Source organism: Alteromonas sp. B31-7 (genome assembly GCF_015767655.1).
Lineage (GTDB): Bacteria > Pseudomonadota > Gammaproteobacteria > Enterobacterales > Alteromonadaceae > Alteromonas > Alteromonas australica.
The window spans coordinates 3443071-3465690 of record NZ_CP065233.1; the positions used below are offsets into that span (position 1 = coordinate 3443071).

The window sequence follows — 22620 nt, forward strand, 5'->3', positions numbered from 1 at the left end:
TAGTCTATGGAAAATAAAAAAATTTTACTAGTTTATAGAGGCAGGTTTGCGAGTTGTCCGAGACCCAAGCGCCTTTATTTGCAGCTTCGAAAAAAAAACATAATAGATATTTGCTCCCTTGATACTAATAGTTTGGACGGTGTGACTTCATTTCCAATTATTAAGAAAACGCCATCACCATTGAGGCGGTTAATCAAAAAGATAATAATGAGATTAAAAATTGGCAGTTTAGCAGAATACGTCGCTTCTGCTAATTGTGAATTGTCGATTGAAAAAGAAAGGGTACAGAGATATGACTGGATATTTATACACGATTTATCATTACTACCATTTTTTATAGAACATAAAGAGAAAGTAATTTTTGATGCAAGAGAATATTACCCTAGACAATTCATCCCTCAAAACGATTGGCAACAAGAGTTACTCGATGTCTATGATTATTATTGCAGTACGCTATTATCAAAGTTTAGTAGAAAAGTCACTGTCTCTCAGGGGATAGCTGATGAATATAAGAATAAATATAATGAAGACTTCAAAATATTCAAAAGTTACCCGGTTCAAGAATTAATAGAATCTGAAAAAAAAATAGATATAGACAAGTCAAATATAAATCTAATACATCACGGAGGTTGTCTTCCAAACCGATCTATTGAAAAGCTTATTGAGTTTGGTGGTAAAATGGGTAAAGGTTATCACTTATACTTGATGCTAGTATGGCTAGATGAAAGTTATTATAAATCGGTTTGCAAACTGGCGTCCAAATTCGAAAACGTAACCATTCTAGAGCCCGTAGACTTTCAAGAAATAATTCCTTTCATATCACAGTTTGATATTGGTATTCACTTTCTAGAAGATATAGAAGGTCAACACGCTGTATCTTTACCCAATAAGTTTTTCGAATTTGTTGCGGCCGGATTAATGTTACTTGTTACAGGCTCTCAAGAAATGATTAAAGAGACACGTCATCACAAGTTAGGTTTAGCCTATGAGGGAGTGTCGGATTTAAATAAACTAGAACAAGATCTAAAACGAGTGGATAGATCCCAAATAGAGATATTTCGAAGAAATACAAGAAAAACTGCGCCACTCTTTGACTTTGGCAAACAGTTTGAAGAGCTAGAACAAGATCTTTCTTTATAGAGAATCGTAATTTTTATTTTTGATATATAGGGTTTAGTGTGAAACTTTATTATTATTTCCTACAATTTGTTGTACCTGAAAAGTTGAAGCGTTTAATGTTTAGCTTTTCCACTCGTGCGATCTTAAGATGTAAAACTGTAAGCGATAGCAATATTGTACTCTATGGCGCTGGTTACCTAGGCATAGAGGTTTACATACGGTTTAAGAAAAAGGGTATTCCTGTTTTTAAATGGGTAGACATTAAAGCTAATACGATGCCATTTAAACAGTTTGATATTGAAATAGAAGCAACCACTGAACTCGCGAATCTTGAGCCACGCACTAAAATACTCATTTGTAGTCAAGCTACAGTAAAACCAATGTTCAAAGAATGTCTCAAACGCGGTATTTTAGAAAAAGATATTATTGTCATCGACTGAATTTATCTAGTGGAGATGAGAGTTACTAATCCTATTTATCGAATAGTTACGTGAATTAGTCTCGAAATCGGTAACTCTCATCCTTCTACAAATAAGTTATTATGTCCACTTCCCCTTTAATGAGACAGTGCTGATTTAGAGTTTTCTAGTTTTTCTCGGTAAGCTGCCGGAGGCAGGTTACCGAGACTTTCATGTGTTCTTTCTTCGTTATAATCCAGTCGCCAGAACCAGGCCATTTCTCTTACTTGATTGAGATTTTCAAACAAGTAAGCATCCAGAAACTCTCTGCGGAATGAACCGTTAAAGCGTTCAACAAAGCCATTTTGCTGTGGCTTACCTGGCTGGATATATACCAGTTCAATATTATTGGTTTCACACCAATCTGTTAGCGTCGCCGAAATTAGCTCTGGGCCATTGTCCATACGCAGCTGAGTTGGTAATCCACGCTCAGCCTTAAGTTGTTCTAATACGCGTACGACACGGCCAGCGGGCAAAGACGTATCGACCTCTATAGCAAGGCATTCCCTCGTGCCTTCATCCACCACATTCAGTGTTCTGAACCGTTTGCCGCAATATAACGTGTCATGCATAAAGTCCAACGCCCATTGATGATTAGCCTGATCCAGCACTTCCAGTGGCTGGGCTATTCGCTTGGGCAGTACCCGTTTAGTTCTGCGCCGCAGGTTCAATCCCATTTGGCAGTAAACACGATAGACGCGCTTGTGGTTGAAGGGAAAGCCTTTGAACCGCATTCGGCCAAAACACTTCCAGAAGCCCGCTCGTGGCGACTTCTCCAAAACCGCATTGATGGCATCAATGACAGCAGCATCCGCTTTGCGCCAGTCTCTCTCTGGACGATAAAAGGTCGCACGGCCAATGCCAACAAACAGACAGGCCTTTACGATACTTAGTCCCGCATCAACTAGGATGCTGACGCACTCTCGTTTCTCTGCTGTCACCAACCCTTTTTTGCGACAAGCTCCTTAATGGCATTATTTTCTAAGCTGACATCTGCAAACATCTTTTTAAGCTTGGCATTTTCTTCTTCAAGCTCTTTCAATCGTTTGACGTCAGACGCTTCCATGCCGCCGTACTTGGACTTCCAATTGTAATAGGTTGCGCTGCTGATACCGTGTTGACGGCAGACTTCCTCAACCTTCATACCTGCATCAACTTCTTTTAACACCCCAATAATCTGAGATTCTGTATATCGTGATTTTTTCATAGTCGTCTCCTGCATTAATCATTGCAGAAAACTCCAATTAAGTCTGTCTCAGTTTAGGGGAAGTGGACAATTACAAATGGTATGGCCTACGCCCATCCCTCCCAATTTGTTGTTTTAATATTCCTATTTATAGCATCTTTATTGAATTTTCCCTGCCTTAGTGTATGAGGGCAAAAATGCTCTATTCTTTTCACCACTCCGCGAGCACCGGATAAGTTCACTAAGCTACTATAAATATGTTCATTTTTCGAAAATACTAAGTAATCTGGAAACTCTAGAAAATGAGTAAAATTCGTTACATTCTGGGAAACTTTATCGAAGTACGAAATGAGTCCTTTCTCGGTATGCTCCGTTTGATTTACTTGAACCTTAGCAACTATAAAACGAGGTAATGCTGAATGGATATCGAATTTTAACGTCGCATATGGCAAATGCCCCTCCAGCCAATATAATCCATCCCCGCGCTCAAACATTGCCCGGCCTTTTTCACCTCTCAAAAAATTAGGATGTAAAAGTAGACTGCATGGACAGTTGATACGCGAAAGGTCTAGTAGAGATGCATTTTCACCACACAAAAGTAAATGCATATCTCTATCGAATGGGATAGTTATTAAATCAGCTAATTTGTCTACTTCGTCTTGTGATTCTACTCTACAGAATAAGCGATGTAATTCGGTTACTTTACTAGATAGTAGTTGAGCGCTAAATGCATCTATGGAAATCGTGTTAATAATATTATCATTAAACATTGAACTAGAAAGTGTCGAGAACGTGTCTATAAACCTATTGTTAGTATATAAACATACCTTTTGACTAAACGACTTTAAAAAAGCACGCTCACTTTTACTAGAAAAAGACTTGGATGTATCAAACGATAAAAATATAGAGCTCTGATTAGATTTTATATCTAATAAAAACTCATCCCATAATGAACAAATATCTTTATAAAACTTCCAAAGCAAGTGTTCATCAGCAATGTATGAACACTTGCTAAATAACACGTTTGCGTAATTCATACTACCGTAAAGAAAATAGAAAAATAGCGAACGCCCACGTTTATAGGAGCTAAATAGTAACTCTCGTTGTGCCTCTATTAATTCCTCTATTTCATCTACGTTTGCTTTTGGTTTATTAACAAATTCTACTAGAGTTTCTAGTTCCTTTACAAACTCGTCACTATTGAATTTATTAGTAAAACGATTGAAGTAGCTACTATACTCTTTAGCAGGTCTAAATACGTTATTTGTTAAGCGATTCATTACATCTAGTTTCGCAGTCAATGATGTAGTAAGTAACACATCATCAACGCCCAAAGGAGTTGTTCCTTTGATCAAAGCACCGTTACTGCAGTTAAAACAATCAACTTTATGCGTAGAAAGTGTCGACTCCATTATGGTCTTAGCGACTTTAAATTCATGTTTGGTAAAAACTTTGGAACGAAAGTTCCCTTCAACCATTAGTTCAGTGTTGTTTCTCTTTGCGTAATCATACAGCTCATTGCCATCAGTTTCATAATAACCTGAAAGCTTGGAGTGATGAGATTTTTGGTGGACAAACCCCAAATCAACACCAAATAAATAGACTTGTGTAAAACCAATTTCCAAAGCTATGTTTAGCGCAAAGTTAGATACAGTTGGAAAAGCAAACTCAAGCTCCGCGTAATCTTTTTTGTTTAAAATGTGCATTGCTGACTCTGTGGATGACTCTCCACACTTGAATGCAATATACGTTTTTTTAAACAGTTTACACGTGTCAGGATGAATGCCATTGCAGCTGATAAGGTTGATCTTACTCAGATACTCGAAATCTGCTATTCTGCTTATCCAATCAAACGTTGATCTGTTCTGTTCAATTTCGGCATGAAAATCGGGCACTATACCGTTTTTATACAAGGGCATTAACGCGGTGCCACAAGACACAACAATCGCTCTATCTTTCAACTCTTTTATGGTGTCAATCGAATCGTCAAGGGAAGGACCATTACCTACAATAAAAACCGGCACATCTTTGTCTTGGAGTGAAAGGTATTTATCAGCCTTCGATTGAAGAATAGGTGTTCCGCGACTAATAATCTCTGTGGTATGTGAAATACCGTATTTTGCATGATCGTAATATTCCCCCATAGATATAACGATTTTAAGTTGCTCTCTAAGCTGGCTTAAAGAGTTATTCAAATAGTCGTTTTGATAACCTTCATATATGTACGTACTCGCGAGGATATAGGGACCTATTGAATAAAACTGGGATAGTAAATCTCTGAATAGATTTGTCCCGTCATCCCCTATATTGATATACAAACGCTGGTTATTTTTATCGATATTACTTAAGATCGTCTGCCAATCTACCGCGAACAAGGACGAGTAGAAAAAGTCTTTATTGGGTTCACAAAGGAATAGCTTTTCAACATTTTTCTTGTCGTAGAGAGTATTTATTTGATAGCCAACGCCTACCCCAAACATTACAAGTGATTTTACTGTATCAGGTAACTTCCCCACATGTTCAGATATTTCATCTAGTAATTTTTCTGTCTTTTCAACAAATTGGTAATGGTGATACTTTTTTAATTTGGTTCCATTGTATCCTAACACTAAACCATCTTTCTGGGGGTATTGCTCGAAGTATTCGAAACGCAAATCAGCCGAGCTTTTTGGGCTCCCGCCATAATACGCAACCAATGAATCTGATCTGATGACATCTATTTGCCCATCGCTCAATTGTATTGGAATCCAATCTGTAGGCGTATAATCTGAGAACTCTTGGAAAATTTGAGGGAAGTAAACTTTAAATGCACTTAAATTAGAATTAAACTTTTCATTATTTTTATCAAGCAAATTAACGTTGCTCAAATCTACGCCTGCCGACCATTTCGGTAAAAATAGATTGGGATTTGTTTCCTTGCCAAATGTAATTCCTGTTTCGCATAACTGATTCCAAGTTGAGCTTATAAGCGATTGAGTTACAGCATCGAACACATAATGATTAAAGTGTTTGTAGAAATAAAACCGATCGAACCCAATATGTTCTGCCAACTCATTCACGTTTTCAACAATATCACGACCATCGTGCTCCAGTTGAAGATAAATAGTCGTTCCCTTTGATTTCATAAGTTTGAATAATCGTTGCCAATCAAAGGTAAACAGAGAACACTTAAAATGTTGAATCTCTGGCTCGTAAATAACTAAATGCTTTATAAGGTTATCTTCTACCAATTTTTCTATATGCAGTCCAAGACCTAACCCGAAAATAACGAGAACATCGACTTGCTGCGGCAAAGGTTCGAGTTGCTTGTATTGATTTAAGCGCTGAGAAATGGCCGGCTTTTCGGTTGCGCCAACATTAAACGCCGAATTATTATCACCATTAATCGTAATATTTGGCGCATGCTTAGAAAATAACTCAACGTGCTCAATTATCTCCTCTTCAGGACGTAGCCCGTAAACAGTCTTTCCTGTGCTGTAATCAACCATGTTGTATTGCGCGTTCTTGTTTACGAAAACGGAGATATTTTGTGAGGCACTATTTTCTACATAATTCATTACACTGGGCATGAATTGAGAAAACGCCAGAGCGTTGCTTTTGTAATTAGAGATAATATCTCTAGATAATTTTTCTTCTAACGCTTTTTGTTTTAATTCGTCGGTTTCTACGTGTAACCGGATATCATTTAACATTAGCTAACCTCAAGAACTCTTTTACTGACTAAATACATGTAGCAAGTCTATTCCGTCCCATTGGGTATTAAACTCAAGAGCCATACCCAGCTTTACATGTCGTTTAAACTCTTTGTTAGCCAGAGCATCTACATCAATTGCTCCTCCAATGGAAATTGTCTGTAACGCAGCATCGAAAGGCAGCTCATTTACTCCACAGATGTCACATTCTAGGATTAACCCGTTCCCCGTATGCAATTTTAGTATTTTCGGCGTAATACGATTCAATTTACAACGCCCTAGAGCAATATTTCCATTAACTCTTGCAAACCCGTTCTGCTGTCCAACTTCCGACTCAATTACGTTAAGGGCATTGTCTGCTAACATTTGCTGTAGCAAAATCTGCTGTTCAACTTTACTGCTTGAATCCAACTCATGCTTGATTGCGCCAATTTCTGCACTAACAGCGTTCCAAAATTTTTGCTGATAGCAAATGGAAGTATCTAACCAAAATAAGGCTTTGGGTGATGAGCATGCTTGTTGATTAAAGGGTAAAATATCAGTTAAAAACGCTTTCGCCATCCGATGTACATCCACTTTATCATCGATCGTTAATACTGAAATAGAGTAGCGGTCTGGGAAACAAATTTGGTGTCTATGCGGTACAGAAAGATTAATTGTCTCAATCGCATCATTCCCCCCCCAGATGACCCTTAAGTCTGCCCATTCACTGAATTCTTCCGTTATACCTACCTGTTCCGCATTATATTCAACAATAGATATCAGTCGCGCTAAAGGGGCACCTTTTTCTGTTCTTAAATACTCTTTGAAAAGGTTAATGAGAAGCCACGTCACTTCGCCGCTTCGCTGGCTCACCCTAACAATATTTTGGTTGGCACAAAGAACAGAGAGTAATACGGAATACATAAAAACAGTATCCACGTTGGCAGGAGCGATATGGAATACGCGTTTTACCTTTTTTCCGTTCCCTTCAAAAGGGATGGACTCGCTTATTTTCACCAGATTAGCTTGGCGAAACCAAAACGCCAAAGCCACTATTTCTGGGTGCGCTTTTACGTCAGCTTTTTTAAGTAGAAAAGCTGCAAATCCAGCAACAGCGGCATGTGTATCTGTTAACGAATGTCTATCGTCATACTGGCTATTATCTAAAGGGATATGCCAACGCATGTGCGATAATATATCACTAGGAAAATGTATCACTGCAACCCTTCACTTGCGCTTTTGGTACCCGCCCATGGACTTTGAAGTACTTTCCTAACCGTCCACATTCACAGTCATCTTCACCGAAAACAGTGCCCAGATCTTCTGTTAAAATGCAATGTCCAGGATAGCTGGTAGGTAACACAGAATTGACTTGAATTAACCCTGCTTCGCCGTGTTCGAGAAGGCTTAAGTCTTGTGGGCTACGAATAAGAACGTCCGACCAAACGGGTGTATGGAGAAACCCCTTCTCACATTGCATGTATATGGTACCAGTTTGCTCTACCATTCCATAGTAATCATGAACACTCACGTTGCCTAAGGTTTTATAAATAGATGCTTTAAATATCTCGTCAGTTACCGCTTGGTCTTGCATTTTCTTCCAACCACCGCCGTGAATGAGAATAGCATCCGCAAAGTCAAAACTTATGTTCTGCTGTGCTAATGCTTGAATAAATGTCTGCCAAACAATAAAGGTAAAACCAAAAATCAAAACAGGCTGTTTGCCGTACTTAGAAAAAAAGTCGCGAACCTTTTCAATATCCAGTTCCATATTTTCGTTTAATGCATAACAATGGTGTCGCCCAAAAAACGATAAACCTTGAAGACCCGCCGCTCTCGCTGTCATTGCGCCTGCTTTTTTTACCGTCGATGGTGCATCAATTAACAACATGGGGCGGCGCTGTTTGCCCAAGCAGCTTTGCAGGATTTTCACTAATACTTGGCTTTGCCGTTTGGCTGACTCTCCATCAAGAGTAATCTTTGACGCCTGTCCGCTGGTACCTGAAGATCGCATTTGACGAAAGACGTCATTCGATTGAATACTGGTTAACGCTAAATCTTTGAACAATCTTGCTGCAACGGGGAATTGCTCAGTATGTGCAGCAGAAGCAAAATCAAAAGGCCTGCTATCTAGCAATCGCCTATACGCTTCACAATGCTGATAATGGTGCTGACTAAGCTGCGACATCACACGATTTAGCATGGCTTGCTTTTGCGTACTGGGTAAACCGTATACGGGTAGGTCAAATAACTCTGGCGGGTAAGAAAACACGCTAAATAACTCCCATCACCAACTGTGAAACACCTGCATAATCAACTTTACCATTGCTCAGTAGTGGCAAAGATTCAACTTCATTAAGCGCGATGATACGTTTCGGTAAAGACAGAGACGTCGATAAACTTTCAATCACGCAACTGCGCTGTTCTCCCGACAGTTCACCTGCATAAACCGCAATGAGCTTATCGTCTTCGCCGATAACACACGCAGGTGAAAGTAAACTATGTTGCTCTAGTGTATCGAGGAAAACCTGTTCGATGACATCAAGATTAGTCCGTTCGCCAGCCACTTTAACCATACGTTTTATACGGCCGGTAATAATATAGTCGCCGTCAGCATCTTGTATAGCCAAATCCCCCGTCGCTAGCCACTCATCTGTCAAGAAACTATCTAAATCAGCTGCATCCGAGACATAGCCTAACATGACGTTGTCGCCTCGATAGTAAAGTTCGCCTTCACCGGGACGGGCGGTATTGCCTACTAGCTTAAATTCCCCCCCTGCAATGGCTTTTCCTACGGCATTGGGCTTGGACATAACCTTATCGGGAGACAAATATGCCATTCGTGCTGTGGCTTCAGTTTGGCCATACATTACATAAAACGCTTTATCCATTTGGTGCGCGTACTTTGCCAAACGTGTTACGCAAGATTCTGCCAGTTTCCCCCCTGCTTGGGTGAAGTAGCGTAAATGAGGCAGTGCCATGGTAGTAAAGCGTAATCGTAGTAACATTTCATAAAACGATGGCACCCCAGAAAGCGAGCTAATGGGATGGTGCTTGACGATATTCCAAAAGCCTTTGTCGAACACACTATGGCGGGTAAAGCATACAGTAGCCCCCATGCTTAAATGGGTATGCAACACTGACAATCCGTAAGAATAACTAAGAGGCAGTGTTGCGAGCGTTATATCTTCTGCCTCTATAGGCAAGTAGGTTAAAATTGCATCGCAATTGGCAGTTATGTTGTGGTGAGATAAGGCCACGCATTTGCCAGCCCCCGTACTACCAGAAGTAGATAAAAGTAAACTCACGCGGGGATCTATTTGCCGGAATTCGTGATGAATCAGTGAGAACTGACCGTCATCAATAATGACGTTAGGCCTCAATCTACTTGAGTATTCAGCTTTTGTCGCAGGTGTACAATTTGGATTAAGTAACAATACGACGTAATCGAGAGTCAACGCGGCTAAATAATCAATGACGCTCGTCATGCTATTGTCAATAAACAACATGACAACGGGGCGTTGTCGCGAATCGCAATTTATGATGCGTTGCCAATCATGTGCCCGTCGTTGAACCGCTTTCGATAACTCACGGTAAGAGAGACTCCCACTGTCATCCATTAGCGCAATTGCGTCACTGTCTTTGTAGGAAGTAATGAATGGAATATTTAGCTCAGGGCTGTTTTTTAGCTCAGGGCTGTTTCTACGCTCAGGGCTGTTTACGCGCTCAGGGCTGTCATCTGGTTCAAGGGTTTTCACGGGCAAAATAGTCCGTCCACTGGTAATACATGCCCCGTGGTATAGCTTGCGTGATGAGAAAGTAAATATATAGCTGCATTGGCCACCTCTTTTGCTGTACCTTCTCGTTGAAGTACGACACGCTCATAAACTTTCTGCTTCGCTTTTTCATCGTAGTGGGCAGTTAAAGCGGTATCAATAAAGCCGGGCGCCACTGCATTTACTCGAATTCCCATGGGCGCTAACTCTTTAGCAAGAGATTTTGTTGCCCCTGTTAGCGCCGCTTTGCTTGCTGCATAGGCGCTCATACCGCTGCTTCCTAACTCTCCGACCTGCGACACTATGTTGACGATACTTCCCGCCTTTTGTCGGCTCATCAGTCGACTGGCCAACTGCATATGTTGGTAAGGCGCATAAAAATTAACCGCCATTTGCTGCTTTAACGCGTCGGCACTTGTCATTGCGAGTACTGTCTCTGACATTACGCCAGCACCATTCACTAAACCGTACAACGCTGGCCATTTCTTTGCGGATACCCCTTTTTGAACTTCTCTAAAGGCGTTGCTTATGGCTTTTTCATCAGTCACATCATAACAAAGGGTGTGAATGTGCCCCTCAAACTGTGAGGAAAGTTGCTCTAGCTTATTCGCATCGCGACCGCAAGCGATGACAAATGCCCCGTCTGTAATAGCTCGGGTGACAGTGGCTTGTCCGATACCTCCGGTTGCCCCTGTAATCAATACCGAACCGTCAGCTAAGTTAGGCGAACTCAATGTTGTCATCGTACTTTTGTAAAATGATTTTTGCCTGTGCTACCGAACTTAAATCAATAATATCGTCGGTATCTAACATCACATCAAACACATTTTCCAACTCGGCAATCAACACCATGTGAGCCGTAGAGTCCCATTGAGGAATGGTGTTGTAAGTGAGTTCATCAGTAACCAGTTGTGGTTCAATGCCTAGTGATTCGGTAAATGCCTTAGTAAGCTTCTCTTTATTTTCCACCTTACCCTCTTTTTATTTTTTACTCGAGCGTGACAAAAACTGTTTTAACATTTTTGTACTGCTTTGATAATCATTGTATGTCAGTAACATCTCTAACACAGAGCCTTGCTCTTCGGTACGAATGGTCTTGTAACCTAATTTTTGATTATAATGAATTGCCGCAGAATTTGTCGCTTTTACCCTCGCTTTAAAATGTTGAGTATTAAATTGCTCGAAGCAATAATCATACATGGCGAGTGTTGGTGCGAAGGCCAGTATGTTATTTTTGTAACGACCCTCGCCAATATACAAACCCGCCTCCAATTCAGGAGATTCATTCACCGAGGCGCTCTCTTCCGTGGCCTTAATGTTTGTCGAGCCGATAAAAGTGCCCCTGTAGGACACTATCCAATGCCACTGGTTTTCACATTCTTTTACTTGCTCAAACCATGTTAATTGTTGCGCATCACTAATGGTTTCATCGGAAAACATGCATTGTTTAATTTCTGGGCTATTACGCCATTGGCGAAGTAATGACTGATGTTCTAGCGCAATAGGCAGCAAGGTGACTTGGTATCCGGTGACAATAGTATTGTTCATTGAGCTTCTCCTTACCTTTATCGCACCTAATGATTAAGCGTATCTAATAAGGTATCTGCACCTGTCACGAACGAGAACTGCGCAGCACACTTGTGCATCTTTTCTAGACGCGCTTCATCGTTCCAAAGCGTCACCACTTTATCAACCAACTGAGGGATAGCTAGACTTTTCCGCGCATCCCACATATCACACCAACCTTGTTGCGATGCTTCACGTGTCGCATTCAATTGGTTATCGGCGACTACCACCAAAACTGAAGGACTCTGGCACGCTGCCAGCTCGAATTGAGCACCGCCTGCGGCGGCAATAGTAAGGCGAGAATGAACCCAAACGTCTGCCATATCTTGGCAATTATGAATGTGCTGAATAGGCGAAGGACTCTGCTGAATAAAGTGTTGAAGTGACGCTAGTGGTAAAAAGCCTGGTCCGGTGACAACACGAATAGGCGTATTGGCTAAGCTTTCGGATATTGCTTTTAGTACCGGCAAGGTAAAATGCTTAGGGTCGCTACCCCCGAAATTGATGGTAAGGCTTTTTCGCTGAGAAACAGGCAAAACGGGCGTTTGCCTAAACTCTCTGCGAAGTAATCGGTATTGCGACCCCAAACATAATTGCACATTCGTATTGAGGACACGATAGTGATTTTTTAGGTTTTCACCTGCGGCGTTAACAATAACATCGGCGTATTTACAGATGCCATTCTCAATATCATCCAATAATACAAGTGGAACAGGTAATAAGGCCAATTGCGATACAAACTGGTCACTAAAATGGTACCCATCAAGTATTAGCGCCACCGCATTTTGAGTGGCAATCTTTTCTTTTATTTGCGCCACTGTGGCGTCATCATTAGGCTTGGCAATAATGATTCCACCGCACCAGTCATGTCGCGCCTTACAGACATCTTTCGCATATTCTGGCACAAAAAAAACGCTATTGAGCCCACGCTCCTCGGCGGCTTGAGCAAGCGCTAAACAACGCATCAAATGGCCTATTCCAGAGGAATGAGATGCCTCCACCACGAACAAAAGTTCGCTCATACCGCTATATGCTCCCACGCGAGAGCTGTACCTTTTGCAAGTGCTTTAGTTGCGCACTTTCCTTGTATAGTGTCCCAATGTTTGGGGGCAAGGCCAAAGGCTGGACGCACTATTTTTAAATTATGTGCACCGAGCTTATCGCCGGGTAAAATGTCTTCACTCACGTAGATGGAACGTCGATATTGCTTGGCTTTTTCTTCAGCTTGGCTACCTCCATACGTTACCTGCCCAAGCGCTTGCCATGCACGGTGTGTTTCTATAACTAACGTCTTTAATTCATGGGGCTCTAGCGAAAACGCAGCGTCTACGCCGCCGGCGTTTCTATCTAACACGAAATGTTTTTCAATCACAGGCGCGCCAAACGCCACTGCAGCTACCGCAGCGCCAACGCCAGCGGTGTGATCGCTTAATCCCACAGGACATTGAAATGCGTCAGACATATGCGCAATAGTCGTCAAATTGGTATTCGCCGGCTCTGCTGGATAAGTACTGGTACATTTCAGTAAAACAATGTCATCACAGCCCGCACGTTTAGCGGTACTCACTGCAAGCTCAATGTCACTTAAACTTGCCATTCCGGTAGACATGATAAGAGGCTTGCCTGTACTCGCCGCCTTTCTTACTAAGGGAATATCGGTCAATTCAAAGGATGCAATTTTAAAACAGGGGACGTTAAGCCCTTCAAGAAAATCTACAGCCTCTTCATCAAAGGGGGAACTAAACGCGAGCATACCTAATGAATTTGCGTAGTCGAAAAGCTCCTTATGCCACGCATAGGGTGTCGCCGCCTTCTGGTAAAGACTGTACAGGTTTTCCCCATGCCATAAGCTATCTTCCTCTTCTATGACAAACCCTTCGCTAGTGACATCAAGCGTCATACTGTCGGCAGTGTAAGTCTGTAACTTTATTGCATGGGCCCCACTTTGGGCGGCTGCTTTCACCATCTCTCTTGCAGTAGCAAGTGACTGGCTATGATTGCCGCTTAACTCAGCAATAATAAAGGGAGGGTGGTCTGCGCCAACAAGCCGACCACCAATGTTAATCGATTCGTGTTGCCAATTAGTCATTTTCATTGTCTTTTATATAAGCGCGATACATAAGCTCGGCTCTTATCCAATCTTCATGTGTATCAATATCTTGAACTAAGTAGCGAGGTATGACTACAGGGCAGCTATGCGCTTTAAACATACCGGCTTGGTCTAACCAGGCTCTCTTCGTTCCCCAGTAAAATTGACCCGCATCATGATAGCACTCATCTAAATCTTGTGAACGCGCGCCCATATTTTCGGGCGACACGGGTTCAACTCCTTCCCCGACTATTTTTATCGCGCGCTGTATAGGAAAAGCATACGATGTCACAGAGAATGCGAATTTTGCAGCAGGAGCTTGTGTTAACTGATGATAACCAGCAAGCAGCGCATCAGAAGATAAAAAGGGCGCCGTGGCATAGATGCAACAAACATACGTCACCTTACTGCCTGACAATTTTTCATACTGCTCAATGGCATCACGAACAACGGGTGTTGTGCCTGTATAGTCATCAGACAACGTGGGGGAACGCTTAATGATACAGGTCGCACCGTGATCACGGGCAACCTCTGCAATATCATCCGAATCAGTGGAAACGATAATATCATCGAAAATAGCAGCCTGCTGCGCAGCGGTTAAGGAATAGGAGATAAGCGGTTTACCCGCAAACGGGCGAATATTTTTGTTTTTAATGCGTTTACTGCCGCCTCTAGCGGGAATAACGGCTACGATCACAGTAATATCTCTTCTAACTGGGATACCACAAAATGTTGTTCTTCCTGCTTAAGGCTAGGATAGAGTGGAAGCGTTAAAGCATGGCTATAATATTGCTCTGCATTTGGAAACTGGCCGACTTTGAAACCTAGATTGCGATAGTAAGGGTGTAAGTGAATAGGAATATAATGTACGTTAACCCCCACTCCTCGTTCACGCATTTGGTTAAATACCCGCTTTCGGTCATGCTCTGGCACTTCAATCATGTACAGGTGCCATGCACTGTTTTCGTCGAAAATTGGCTTTTTCACAGGCAAAGTATCAAGTAGCGTATTGTAGCGCTGCGCTAAGCGTCGTCGTAACGAAACAAATTCGTCTAAACGATTTAACTGAGATAACCCAAGTACCGCATGAAGATCACTTAATCTGTAATTAAAACCTAATTCGTATTGCGCATAAAACCAAGGCTCATCCAAGTGTGCCTCTTCAAAAAGGTGAGGGTCTCTTGAAATACCGTGGCTTCTATATCGACATAAAAGGGTAGCGACTTTTTCATCGTTCGTCACCACCATGCCCCCTTCAGCGCTAGTGATAGATTTTACCGGATGAAAGCTTAACACACTCATTAGTGAGTACTTACATGCACCCACCTTATTGCCTTCACTGTCTTTTCCACCAAGAGCATGCGCCGCATCTTCAATTAAGGCAATGCCTAGTGGTGTAGTAAGCTTCGCAATGGCCGCCATATCACAACTGCTACCAGCAAAGTGGACGACGATGAGTAATTTAGGGAGTCGCCTGTTCTTTATCGCGACTTTAAGCTTATCCTCAAGGGCACTAACACTAAGGTTACGTGTAAGGGGATCGATATCGACGAAATCCACATCGGCGCCGCAGTAGCGAGCGCAGTTCGCTGACGCAGCAAATGAATTGGGTACAGTCCAGACTAAATCCCCTCTACTTACCCCCGCAGCTAAACACGCGATGTGTAAACCCGAGGTGCCGCTATTACAAGCCACCCCGTAGCGCGCGCCAGTATAGTTGCTCACCGCTTTTTCAAATAAGGGAGTTTGTTCGCCCTGGGTCAAGAATCCATCTTGAAGAACTTTTGTAACCGCCTCTATATCCTCAGGAAATATCGAATGCTTTCCATACGGTATCATAGCGTTACCTTGTCGAGTTCCTTTAATTCATCGACACTGAGGAAATGTGAATTAGTACCAGAGTGGTACTCAAATTTACTTTTAGAAGGCACGCCCTTTTCACCTAGCTTATTGTGAAAATAGTCCAAATTCTTATCAAAGAAAGTAATGGCAGGCGCGATAACAAAATGGTCATCAAATTCTACAGTATGATGTGCCATTTCCTCTGGAACCATGATCTCGTGCAGCTTTTCACCTGGGCGAATACCAATGACGTGGTAGTCTTTCTTTCCACTCATTGCCTCAACCAAATCAACGATTCGAACTGAGGGAATTTTGGGCACAAATACTTCGCCGCCTTGCATACGAGAGAAGCTTTTCACGACAAACTGAACCCCCTCGTCTAGCGTGATCCAAAACCGTGTCATTTCAGGGTGTGTGACGGGCAAGGAGCTTTCCCCCTCTTGCAACAGCTTCCTGTAAAAAGGCACCACTGAGCCTCTTGAGCCTACCACGTTGCCGTATCGAACTACTGAAAACCGCGGCCCTGTTGCACCAGAGATGTTATTCGCTGCGACAAACAACTTATCGGAAGCTAACTTTGTCGCACCATATAAGTTCACAGGATTTGCCGCTTTGTCTGTAGATAATGCCACTATACGAGAAACATTATTGAAAATGGCAGCGTCAATAACGTTTTGCGCACCATTAATATTGGTTTTAATACATTCGTTAGGGTTATATTCTGCTGCAGGGACTTGCTTTAGTGCGGCAGCATGAACAACGTAATCCACGTCCTTCATGGCTGTTTTTAATCTTTCCTTATCTCGCACATCTCCGATGAAATAACGCATGCATGATTGGGAAAAACGCTGCTGCATTTCAAACTGTTTAAGTTCGTCGCGCGAATAAATGATAATTTTTTTGGGGGAATAATTGTCTAATAAATAACGAACGAATTGGTTACCGAAAGAGCCAGTCCCTCCAGTAATTAAAATAGATTTATTATTAAAATCTGCCATTTCGAGGCTCTCACTATCTTTTAATTTTTATAGCGTATCTAAGAACGCCACGTTTAAGTCTTGCGCAAAAACAATCTAAAAATGGCTGCGCGAGTGGGCGTTAAAGCTTACTTATATTTCTTTATTGCGGCCTTGCCTCGAACTAATCGCGTTACCTCATCCTTAGTTGAGTCACGCAAATTTCGCGCCAGATCCCTTAGCTTATTATTTACATCTAATTCATGATTTGCAAACGCTTCTTTCGCGCCACCATGCACTTGACTAAGGTGTGCCCTAATCACCGTATCACGTTCTTTTATAAGACGGTTTATTTCAGAAAAATCAGCAGTTGAAATGTCTGCCAGCTGCGCTGTAATTTTATCATTAATATCACGCAGCGCCGCTGGCGTATAGGGATGGTTTAAAACGGTATTATTCACACAGCTTGTCGTTTTTGACGCTGAGCTTCAAAGGCTTCCTGCTTCGCTTCTTCAGGAATTTGAACCCAAGCGTCTCGAATGGGTGATAACAGGCTAGACACTTCGTCAAGTATTTTCAAGTCGTTCTTGACGTGAGCATCCCCTAACCGCTCAAGCATATAATTATACAAAGCGAACATATTTTCGGCCACTTCACCACCAATTTTAATGTCCAAGGTGTCTCTTAAATGCATGATAATTGCGCTGGCCTTAGATATATAGTCAGCTTTCGTCGCAAACTCTTTTCGCTCTGTGGCCCCTTTAGCGTACGCTATACGGTCCAATGCGCCTTGCAATAACATTAAGGTTAACTTGTGAGGATCGGCTGTTGCCACATCCTGTTTGATGTTCCCCTTCTTGTAGGCATTAATACCTTTTAGTGACATAAGATACTCCAGTATATTCTTAACCTAACGACGCCAGCAAGGCTGAACTCGTTTGATTTAATTGCGCAACGGTTTGGTCGAGATTTAAATATTTACCACGAAGCGTATCTTCGTAACTTTGCATTCTAAGCTCTAAGGTTTCTCGTTCGTCGTAAAGCTCTTCTCGATTATCTTTGGCCGTTTGCTCTCGCAAGCTGATAAGGCCACCATAGGAAGTGTATTCATCAGCAAATTCATACAATCGCGTTGCTATACCTTCATTTTCGTCGGTAAATAATTTCGCAATTTCATCAAAATTGTCTTCTAGTGCGTCTTCTAATCGGTCTTCACCAGTACCAAGGCCGAAGTCGGTTGTGCCTATTTCAAGTTTGCCATCGTCGTTGAATTCAATGCCCACTTGAAATAGCCCACCTAGCGAAGAGGCGCTAACATTCCCCCCGACAATATTGGCCATGGTTGTTTGAATACCCCGTAGCAATGAATCACCGGCAAGCGCGCCGTCTTCTTCTAGTTCAGATTCACCATAACGAGTGAGCGTGTTTATTTCATCAATCAACGAATTGTAATTCTCGACAAAGTCGCGAATTTTCTTTTCTAACCCTTCTTTGTCGTAGCCAATATCCAACGTGGTCGCCTGTAAATCACCATTGGCATCTTTGGGTGAAACTTCATTAACTTCAAATGACACGTTTTGAATGGTGTTTTCGAACTCGTTTGATTCACTTTGAACTTCGATGCCATCAATGTAAGCAATAGCATTTTGCGCAGACTGTATGTTAGCTGCACTAATATTTCCGGTACCGCCAGTGGTTGAAAGCCTGTCTAGTTCAGCCGCACCTGTATCGTTGGTAATAACAAGGTCGTTACCTTCACCAGTTTCACTTGAAGAATACACAAGACGCGGGCCAGCACTTGTGCCGGTATCAATAATATTCGCGGTAACACCAAAATTGTCGTCTGCGTTATTAATCGCTTCGCGAAGCTCGGTAAGCGTCATTCCTGCGGTGACGTCGATAGTGAAGCTATCGCTGCCACCCACATCAAACGTTAACGAACCCGCGCCTGTGCTTAAGACTGCCTCGGTGGACGATGTGAACGCACCGTCATCAGTTGTAATTCGGCTACCAGAGGCAAGTTGTTCTACGGTGATTTCGTAGCTACCCCGTAGTGCAGAATTTGAGGCTTCAGCTGACAAAACATCATCGTCTTCAGAGGGGTTGCTAATAGTAGGCTCACGACCATTTATATCGGCATCACTTCTCAACTCATCTACAGAGTCTTCAAACGCCGATAGCTTCGATTTGATTTGACCTAGGCCAGAAATCTCAGCTTCAATCCGCTCTTCTTTTTCATTCAACCTTGCATCTTTGGGCGCACGTTCGGCCTCTAGCAACTGTTGAACTAGGTCATCTAATGCTAAACCTGAACCTACGCCTAACGACTGAATTGTCATACGTCACCTCATTAAACCTGGTTGTCGATGAATACGCCTACACTAGTACCAACATCCTGCTGTAAATCTTGAATACGCTCAGCGAGCGCCAAAACTTCTTCAGAAGGTATTTGTCTGATAACGTCGCCAGAATCAGAGTCTCTTACTGTTACTACCGCGCGATCCGTATCTTCATCAATGGAAAACGCTAAATTGCGATTTTGCATTTGTATGAATGATTCGACATCTTCAATTGCCGTCTCAAGGGCAATTTCATTCCTCTCTACAGTGACGTTATCGGCAGTGTCACCATTAGCTTGAAGAATTTTAACCGCTTTTTCAGATTCTTTGCTGTCTTGGAACGCCTGCTCATTAACATCTGTTGACCCTGATGCCTGCTTGTCACGCTCAGCTTTGCTTACTTGAGACTCGTCATCAGCCGCAACAGATATGTTTTTATTGCTATTACTTAAACTACTTTTAATAGCAAAATCTTGGCCACTTTGATTATTGACTATATCCATACGTATATTCCCCCTTATGAAACGACAAAACGGGCCCCCGCCATTCAGCAAGCACCCGTTACATCTCAACTAAGGTTAGTTTGTATTATAGCTTATCCAAGCAAAGATAGCGCAGCTTGTGGACGCTGGTTTGCCTGACTTAGTACAGATATTGATGCCTGCTGAACAATCTGATTTCGCGTTAACTCAGCCGTTTCAGAGGCAAAGTCTGTATCCATAATTTGCGAACGTGCAGCAGATAAGTTTTCGCTGATGTTACTCAAGTTGCGAATGGTAGACTGGAAACGGTTTTGAAGCGCACCTAAATCCGCACGAACCGCACCAATACCCGAAATTGCCGCATCAACATCACCTAGCAGCGCCGAAGCACCGTCGGCAGTTGAGATATCGTTACTGACAATTCCCAAGCCGGTGGCACTAAAACCACCAATTTGACCAAGGTTAGTCGACGATAAATTCACAGAGATAGTTTGGCCTTCGTTAGCACCTACTAAAAACTTTGCAGAGAAGTTGCCGTCGAGTACATTCACGTTACCGAACTGTGTGGTGGTCGCAATACGAGATATTTCAGTACGTAGTGCAGTCACTTCTTTTTGAAGCGCTTCACGGTCTGAGTCACTGTTGATCCCGTTTTGAGATTGTACCGCTAACTGGCGAATGCGTTGTAGGCTTGTGGTTACCTCACCCAGTGCGCCTTCGGCAGTTTGTGTTAGAGAAATGGCGTCATTCGCGTTACGTACAGCTTGATTCAAGCCCTGTACTTGAGACGTAAGACGATCTGAAATTTGAAGACCTGCTGCATCGTCTGCGGCACTATTGATCCTAAACCCAGATGACAATCTTTCAAAAGATGTATTTAAACGATCATTCACGTCAAAAAGCTGACGTTGAGCGTTTAACGCTGATACATTAGTATTAACAAATAAAGACATTAGATTACCTCCTAGGGATTCGATGGAGACAGTGCTACCATTAAATCCAACCAGTTCAAATTGGCCGGGTCACTACTCCCTACCAATCCCTCTCAATAAGTAAATTAAATTACCCCTCAACTAAAGGTATCGGCCAACACTTTAACTTCTTTAGCTTTTTTTTGATTTTTTTTGAAAGAAAAACAAAGAGCCTGCATAACCCATTGATTTAAGACAATTTAAATCAATAAAATTTAATAAACTTTAGTTGAAAAAGGCGCAAGAAACGGCTTGCTGGTGAGTAAAAGCCATAGACACAGTCTTTTCTATTCCACGAGAAAACCCTATTATTATGCTGATGTTCGGCATGTGTGGTGCGGCCATGATGAATTTTCATGAATATCGGCAGGCTGTCATCAGAAAAAGCCCAGGGGTTGGTAGCGTCGTGATTAATGCATATGTTTAATATTGGCATTTATCATGCATTTAAAAATTGAGCTTTCGATATTGCTCAGTGGAAAGCTTGAAATTGGCGGGATGTTTCGGTGAAAAACAAAAAAAGGCCGAGACATAAATCTCGGCCAATTTGCTCACGTTAGGAGATTGAGCAAATTCAGTTTCTGTCGGCTGGCAGCGTACTTAGTAGGATAAACTGGCCTCTCAACCAACACTTCTACACTCTTAGTCCTGTTAGTCGGCATTTTCTTAAAAGGGGCGGCCTTAATGGCCGCCAACCTTTCTTGGGGGATGGCCTCTCAACTCCTTCCCATTAAACGCCTAATAGAAATTAACCTAGTAGCGATAGCGCAGCTTGTGGACGCTGGTTCGCCTGAGCAAGTATAGTTGTACTCGCCTGTTGAAGGATTTGGTTACGGCTCAACTCTGCCGTTTCGGTGGCAAAATCCGTATCTTTAATGCGCGATCTTGCCGCTGATACGTTCTCAGAAATGTTACTTAAGTTTCTGATTGTTGATTGGAAACGATTCTGTAAAGCACCTAAATCTGCACGCAGGCCTCCAATTGCCGAGATGGCATTATCTACTGAAGTTAGCAATGCAGAGGCATTAGTTTCAGTTAACACGTCAGAAGTCGTTATTCCAAGACCTGTCGCACTGAACCCATCAACACCAGCGCGCACTAATGCCTGAGATGAAAGATTAACCGAAATCGTTTGACCTGAGTTTGCGCCCACTAAGAAACGCGCTGAGAAAGCACCTGATAAAACTTCAACGCCAGCAAACTGCGTAGTCGTTGCTATACGTGAAATCTCAGTACGAAGCGCATCAACTTCTTTTTGCAGTGCTTCACGGTCAGCATCAGAATTAATGCCGTTTTGAGATTGAATAGCTAGGGTACGAATACGTTGTAGCGCGGTAGTCGTTTCAGACATTGCACCTTCTGCAGTTTGTGCAAGTGAAATACCGTCGTTTGCATTTCTAACAGCTTGATCTAGTCCCTGAATTTGCGATGTCATACGGTCGGTAATTTGAAGACCAGCAGCATCGTCTGCAGCACTATTAATTCTAAAGCCAGATGACAAACGCTCAAAAGCGGTATTAAGGTTGTTACCAGTAGTAAACAATTGTCTTTGCGCATTCAGTGATGACACATTGGTATTTACGAATAAACTCATGAGACTCTCCTAACAGATTAGAGTGTTGCGCTATTGGTTTTATTATTTGCGCGTGTTTTAAAATATTTTGGTATAAGTTTTGCTGTAACAATTGAGTCAGATGTTTTTCTGACGCTTTGCGGGGTCACCCCCTTCAAAGTATTGCTACACCGAGAAGTTACCTTCTCGTTTGCTGGCCGGTGGGTTTGTTGTTCCAGACCTCAAACCTCTCACTACCTCCTGGCTTCATTCTCGCCTGTCAGCAGCTCTACCAACTTCCTGCAAACTTATCTTTTTATCGGCTAAGACCAATTATTCCTTTAGAACTTTTTAGAAATAATTTTTAAAACTTAACCTTTTGTATTTCCTAATATTATGCAGACAAAAGTCACAACAAAGATAACGCTTTAACATTCTTTATAATGAATTAATGCCATTTTTTTCGTCACTAAAGGTTTAAAACACTGTGTTCTTCCCCTTTGTACTTGTTATCGTCAAGAAAAGAGAATTCCTTTAACATTTTTAGTCATTTTTTTTGGCGAGTTTAAAAAAGGGGGGGAGATGAGGTATTTAAACAAAAAAAAGACCA

At 42.2% G+C, this 22620-nt stretch carries 21 protein-coding genes; 2 read left to right on the top strand and 19 right to left on the bottom strand.

Annotated elements, in window-relative coordinates; genetic code table 11:
* Nucleotides 1-6: 6 nt before the first annotated feature.
* Entirely contained in the window at nucleotides 7-1140 is a 1134-nt protein-coding gene (locus IUA53_RS14970; protein WP_196897337.1) for a hypothetical protein, read from the top strand.
* Nucleotides 1141-1178: 38 nt separating this feature from the next.
* Nucleotides 1179-1559: a hypothetical protein gene (locus IUA53_RS14975; protein WP_196897338.1), complete on the top strand. Its 381-nt coding sequence runs from the start codon at nucleotides 1179-1181 to the stop codon at nucleotides 1557-1559.
* A 116-nt stretch (nucleotides 1560-1675) separates the two neighbouring features.
* Here the strand turns inward: IUA53_RS14975 and IUA53_RS14980 are convergent.
* The 19 genes from IUA53_RS14980 to IUA53_RS15070 all read right to left on the bottom strand — a co-directional run bounded on the left by IUA53_RS14980 (nucleotide 1676) and on the right by IUA53_RS15070 (nucleotide 22052).
* A protein-coding gene (locus IUA53_RS14980) for an IS3 family transposase (protein ID WP_442859010.1) occupies nucleotides 1676-2784 on the bottom strand; the annotation gives its coding sequence in 2 pieces (ribosomal slippage) (nucleotides 1676-2523 and nucleotides 2523-2784; 1110 coding nt in all).
* A gap of 86 nt (nucleotides 2785-2870) precedes the next feature.
* Complete coding sequence (locus IUA53_RS14985) at nucleotides 2871-6455, bottom strand: motility associated factor glycosyltransferase family protein (RefSeq protein WP_196897340.1); 3585 nt, start codon at nucleotides 6453-6455, stop codon at nucleotides 2871-2873.
* A 21-nt stretch (nucleotides 6456-6476) separates the two neighbouring features.
* Nucleotides 6477-7622: an acyl-CoA reductase gene (locus IUA53_RS14990; protein ID WP_196897341.1), complete on the bottom strand. Its 1146-nt coding sequence runs from the start codon at nucleotides 7620-7622 to the stop codon at nucleotides 6477-6479.
* A gap of 16 nt (nucleotides 7623-7638) precedes the next feature.
* Entirely contained in the window at nucleotides 7639-8709 is a 1071-nt protein-coding gene (locus tag IUA53_RS14995) for a LuxE/PaaK family acyltransferase (RefSeq protein WP_231401165.1), read from the bottom strand.
* A 1-nt stretch (nucleotide 8710) separates the two neighbouring features.
* Nucleotides 8711-10195, bottom strand: a complete 1485-nt coding sequence (locus IUA53_RS15000) for an AMP-binding protein (protein WP_196897342.1) — start codon at nucleotides 10193-10195, stop codon at nucleotides 8711-8713.
* Nucleotides 10192-10956, bottom strand: coding sequence for an SDR family NAD(P)-dependent oxidoreductase (locus IUA53_RS15005; RefSeq protein ID WP_196897343.1), 765 nt, complete (start codon nucleotides 10954-10956; stop codon nucleotides 10192-10194). Before IUA53_RS15005 ends, IUA53_RS15000 begins: the two co-directional genes overlap by 4 nt.
* Complete coding sequence (locus tag IUA53_RS15010) at nucleotides 10934-11182, bottom strand: acyl carrier protein (RefSeq protein WP_044056326.1); 249 nt, start codon at nucleotides 11180-11182, stop codon at nucleotides 10934-10936. The genes IUA53_RS15005 and IUA53_RS15010 overlap by 23 nt, the downstream gene beginning before the upstream one ends.
* Nucleotides 11183-11194: 12 nt before the next feature.
* Complete coding sequence (locus IUA53_RS15015; RefSeq protein ID WP_196897344.1) at nucleotides 11195-11761, bottom strand: GNAT family N-acetyltransferase; 567 nt, start codon at nucleotides 11759-11761, stop codon at nucleotides 11195-11197.
* Nucleotides 11762-11787: 26 nt separating this feature from the next.
* Nucleotides 11788-12801 (bottom strand): UDP-2,4-diacetamido-2,4,6-trideoxy-beta-L-altropyranose hydrolase, encoded by a 1014-nt coding sequence (gene pseG, locus IUA53_RS15020; RefSeq protein WP_196897345.1) that lies wholly within the window; start codon nucleotides 12799-12801, stop codon nucleotides 11788-11790.
* Nucleotides 12798-13868: a pseudaminic acid synthase gene (gene pseI / locus IUA53_RS15025; protein ID WP_196897346.1), complete on the bottom strand. Its 1071-nt coding sequence runs from the start codon at nucleotides 13866-13868 to the stop codon at nucleotides 12798-12800. Before pseI ends, pseG begins: the two co-directional genes overlap by 4 nt.
* Nucleotides 13861-14565 carry a pseudaminic acid cytidylyltransferase gene (gene pseF, locus IUA53_RS15030; protein WP_044056323.1) on the bottom strand — a complete coding sequence of 235 codons (705 nt, stop codon included), beginning with the start codon at nucleotides 14563-14565 and terminating at the stop codon, nucleotides 13861-13863. The genes pseI and pseF overlap by 8 nt, the downstream gene beginning before the upstream one ends.
* The gene (pseC, locus tag IUA53_RS15035; protein ID WP_196897347.1) at nucleotides 14562-15707 is read right to left on the bottom strand and encodes a UDP-4-amino-4,6-dideoxy-N-acetyl-beta-L-altrosamine transaminase; all 1146 of its coding nucleotides are present in this window, start codon (nucleotides 15705-15707) and stop codon (nucleotides 14562-14564) included. Before pseC ends, pseF begins: the two co-directional genes overlap by 4 nt.
* Entirely contained in the window at nucleotides 15704-16708 is a 1005-nt protein-coding gene (pseB, locus tag IUA53_RS15040; protein WP_196897348.1) for a UDP-N-acetylglucosamine 4,6-dehydratase (inverting), read from the bottom strand. Before pseB ends, pseC begins: the two co-directional genes overlap by 4 nt.
* Before the next feature lie 107 nt (nucleotides 16709-16815).
* Complete coding sequence (locus IUA53_RS15045) at nucleotides 16816-17127, bottom strand: hypothetical protein (protein ID WP_044446427.1); 312 nt, start codon at nucleotides 17125-17127, stop codon at nucleotides 16816-16818.
* Nucleotides 17124-17552 carry a flagellar export chaperone FliS gene (gene fliS / locus IUA53_RS15050; RefSeq protein ID WP_044056319.1) on the bottom strand — a complete coding sequence of 143 codons (429 nt, stop codon included), beginning with the start codon at nucleotides 17550-17552 and terminating at the stop codon, nucleotides 17124-17126. The genes IUA53_RS15045 and fliS overlap by 4 nt, the downstream gene beginning before the upstream one ends.
* 19 nt (nucleotides 17553-17571) lie before the next feature.
* Nucleotides 17572-19005: a flagellar filament capping protein FliD gene (gene fliD / locus IUA53_RS15055; RefSeq protein WP_196897349.1), complete on the bottom strand. Its 1434-nt coding sequence runs from the start codon at nucleotides 19003-19005 to the stop codon at nucleotides 17572-17574.
* A gap of 11 nt (nucleotides 19006-19016) precedes the next feature.
* Entirely contained in the window at nucleotides 19017-19508 is a 492-nt protein-coding gene (locus IUA53_RS15060; RefSeq protein WP_052364289.1) for a flagellar protein FlaG, read from the bottom strand.
* A 92-nt stretch (nucleotides 19509-19600) separates the two neighbouring features.
* Entirely contained in the window at nucleotides 19601-20440 is an 840-nt protein-coding gene (locus IUA53_RS15065; protein ID WP_044056317.1) for a flagellin N-terminal helical domain-containing protein, read from the bottom strand.
* 766 nt (nucleotides 20441-21206) lie between these two features.
* Complete coding sequence (locus tag IUA53_RS15070) at nucleotides 21207-22052, bottom strand: flagellin N-terminal helical domain-containing protein (protein ID WP_044056316.1); 846 nt, start codon at nucleotides 22050-22052, stop codon at nucleotides 21207-21209.
* Between the last annotated feature and the right edge of the window lie 568 nt (nucleotides 22053-22620).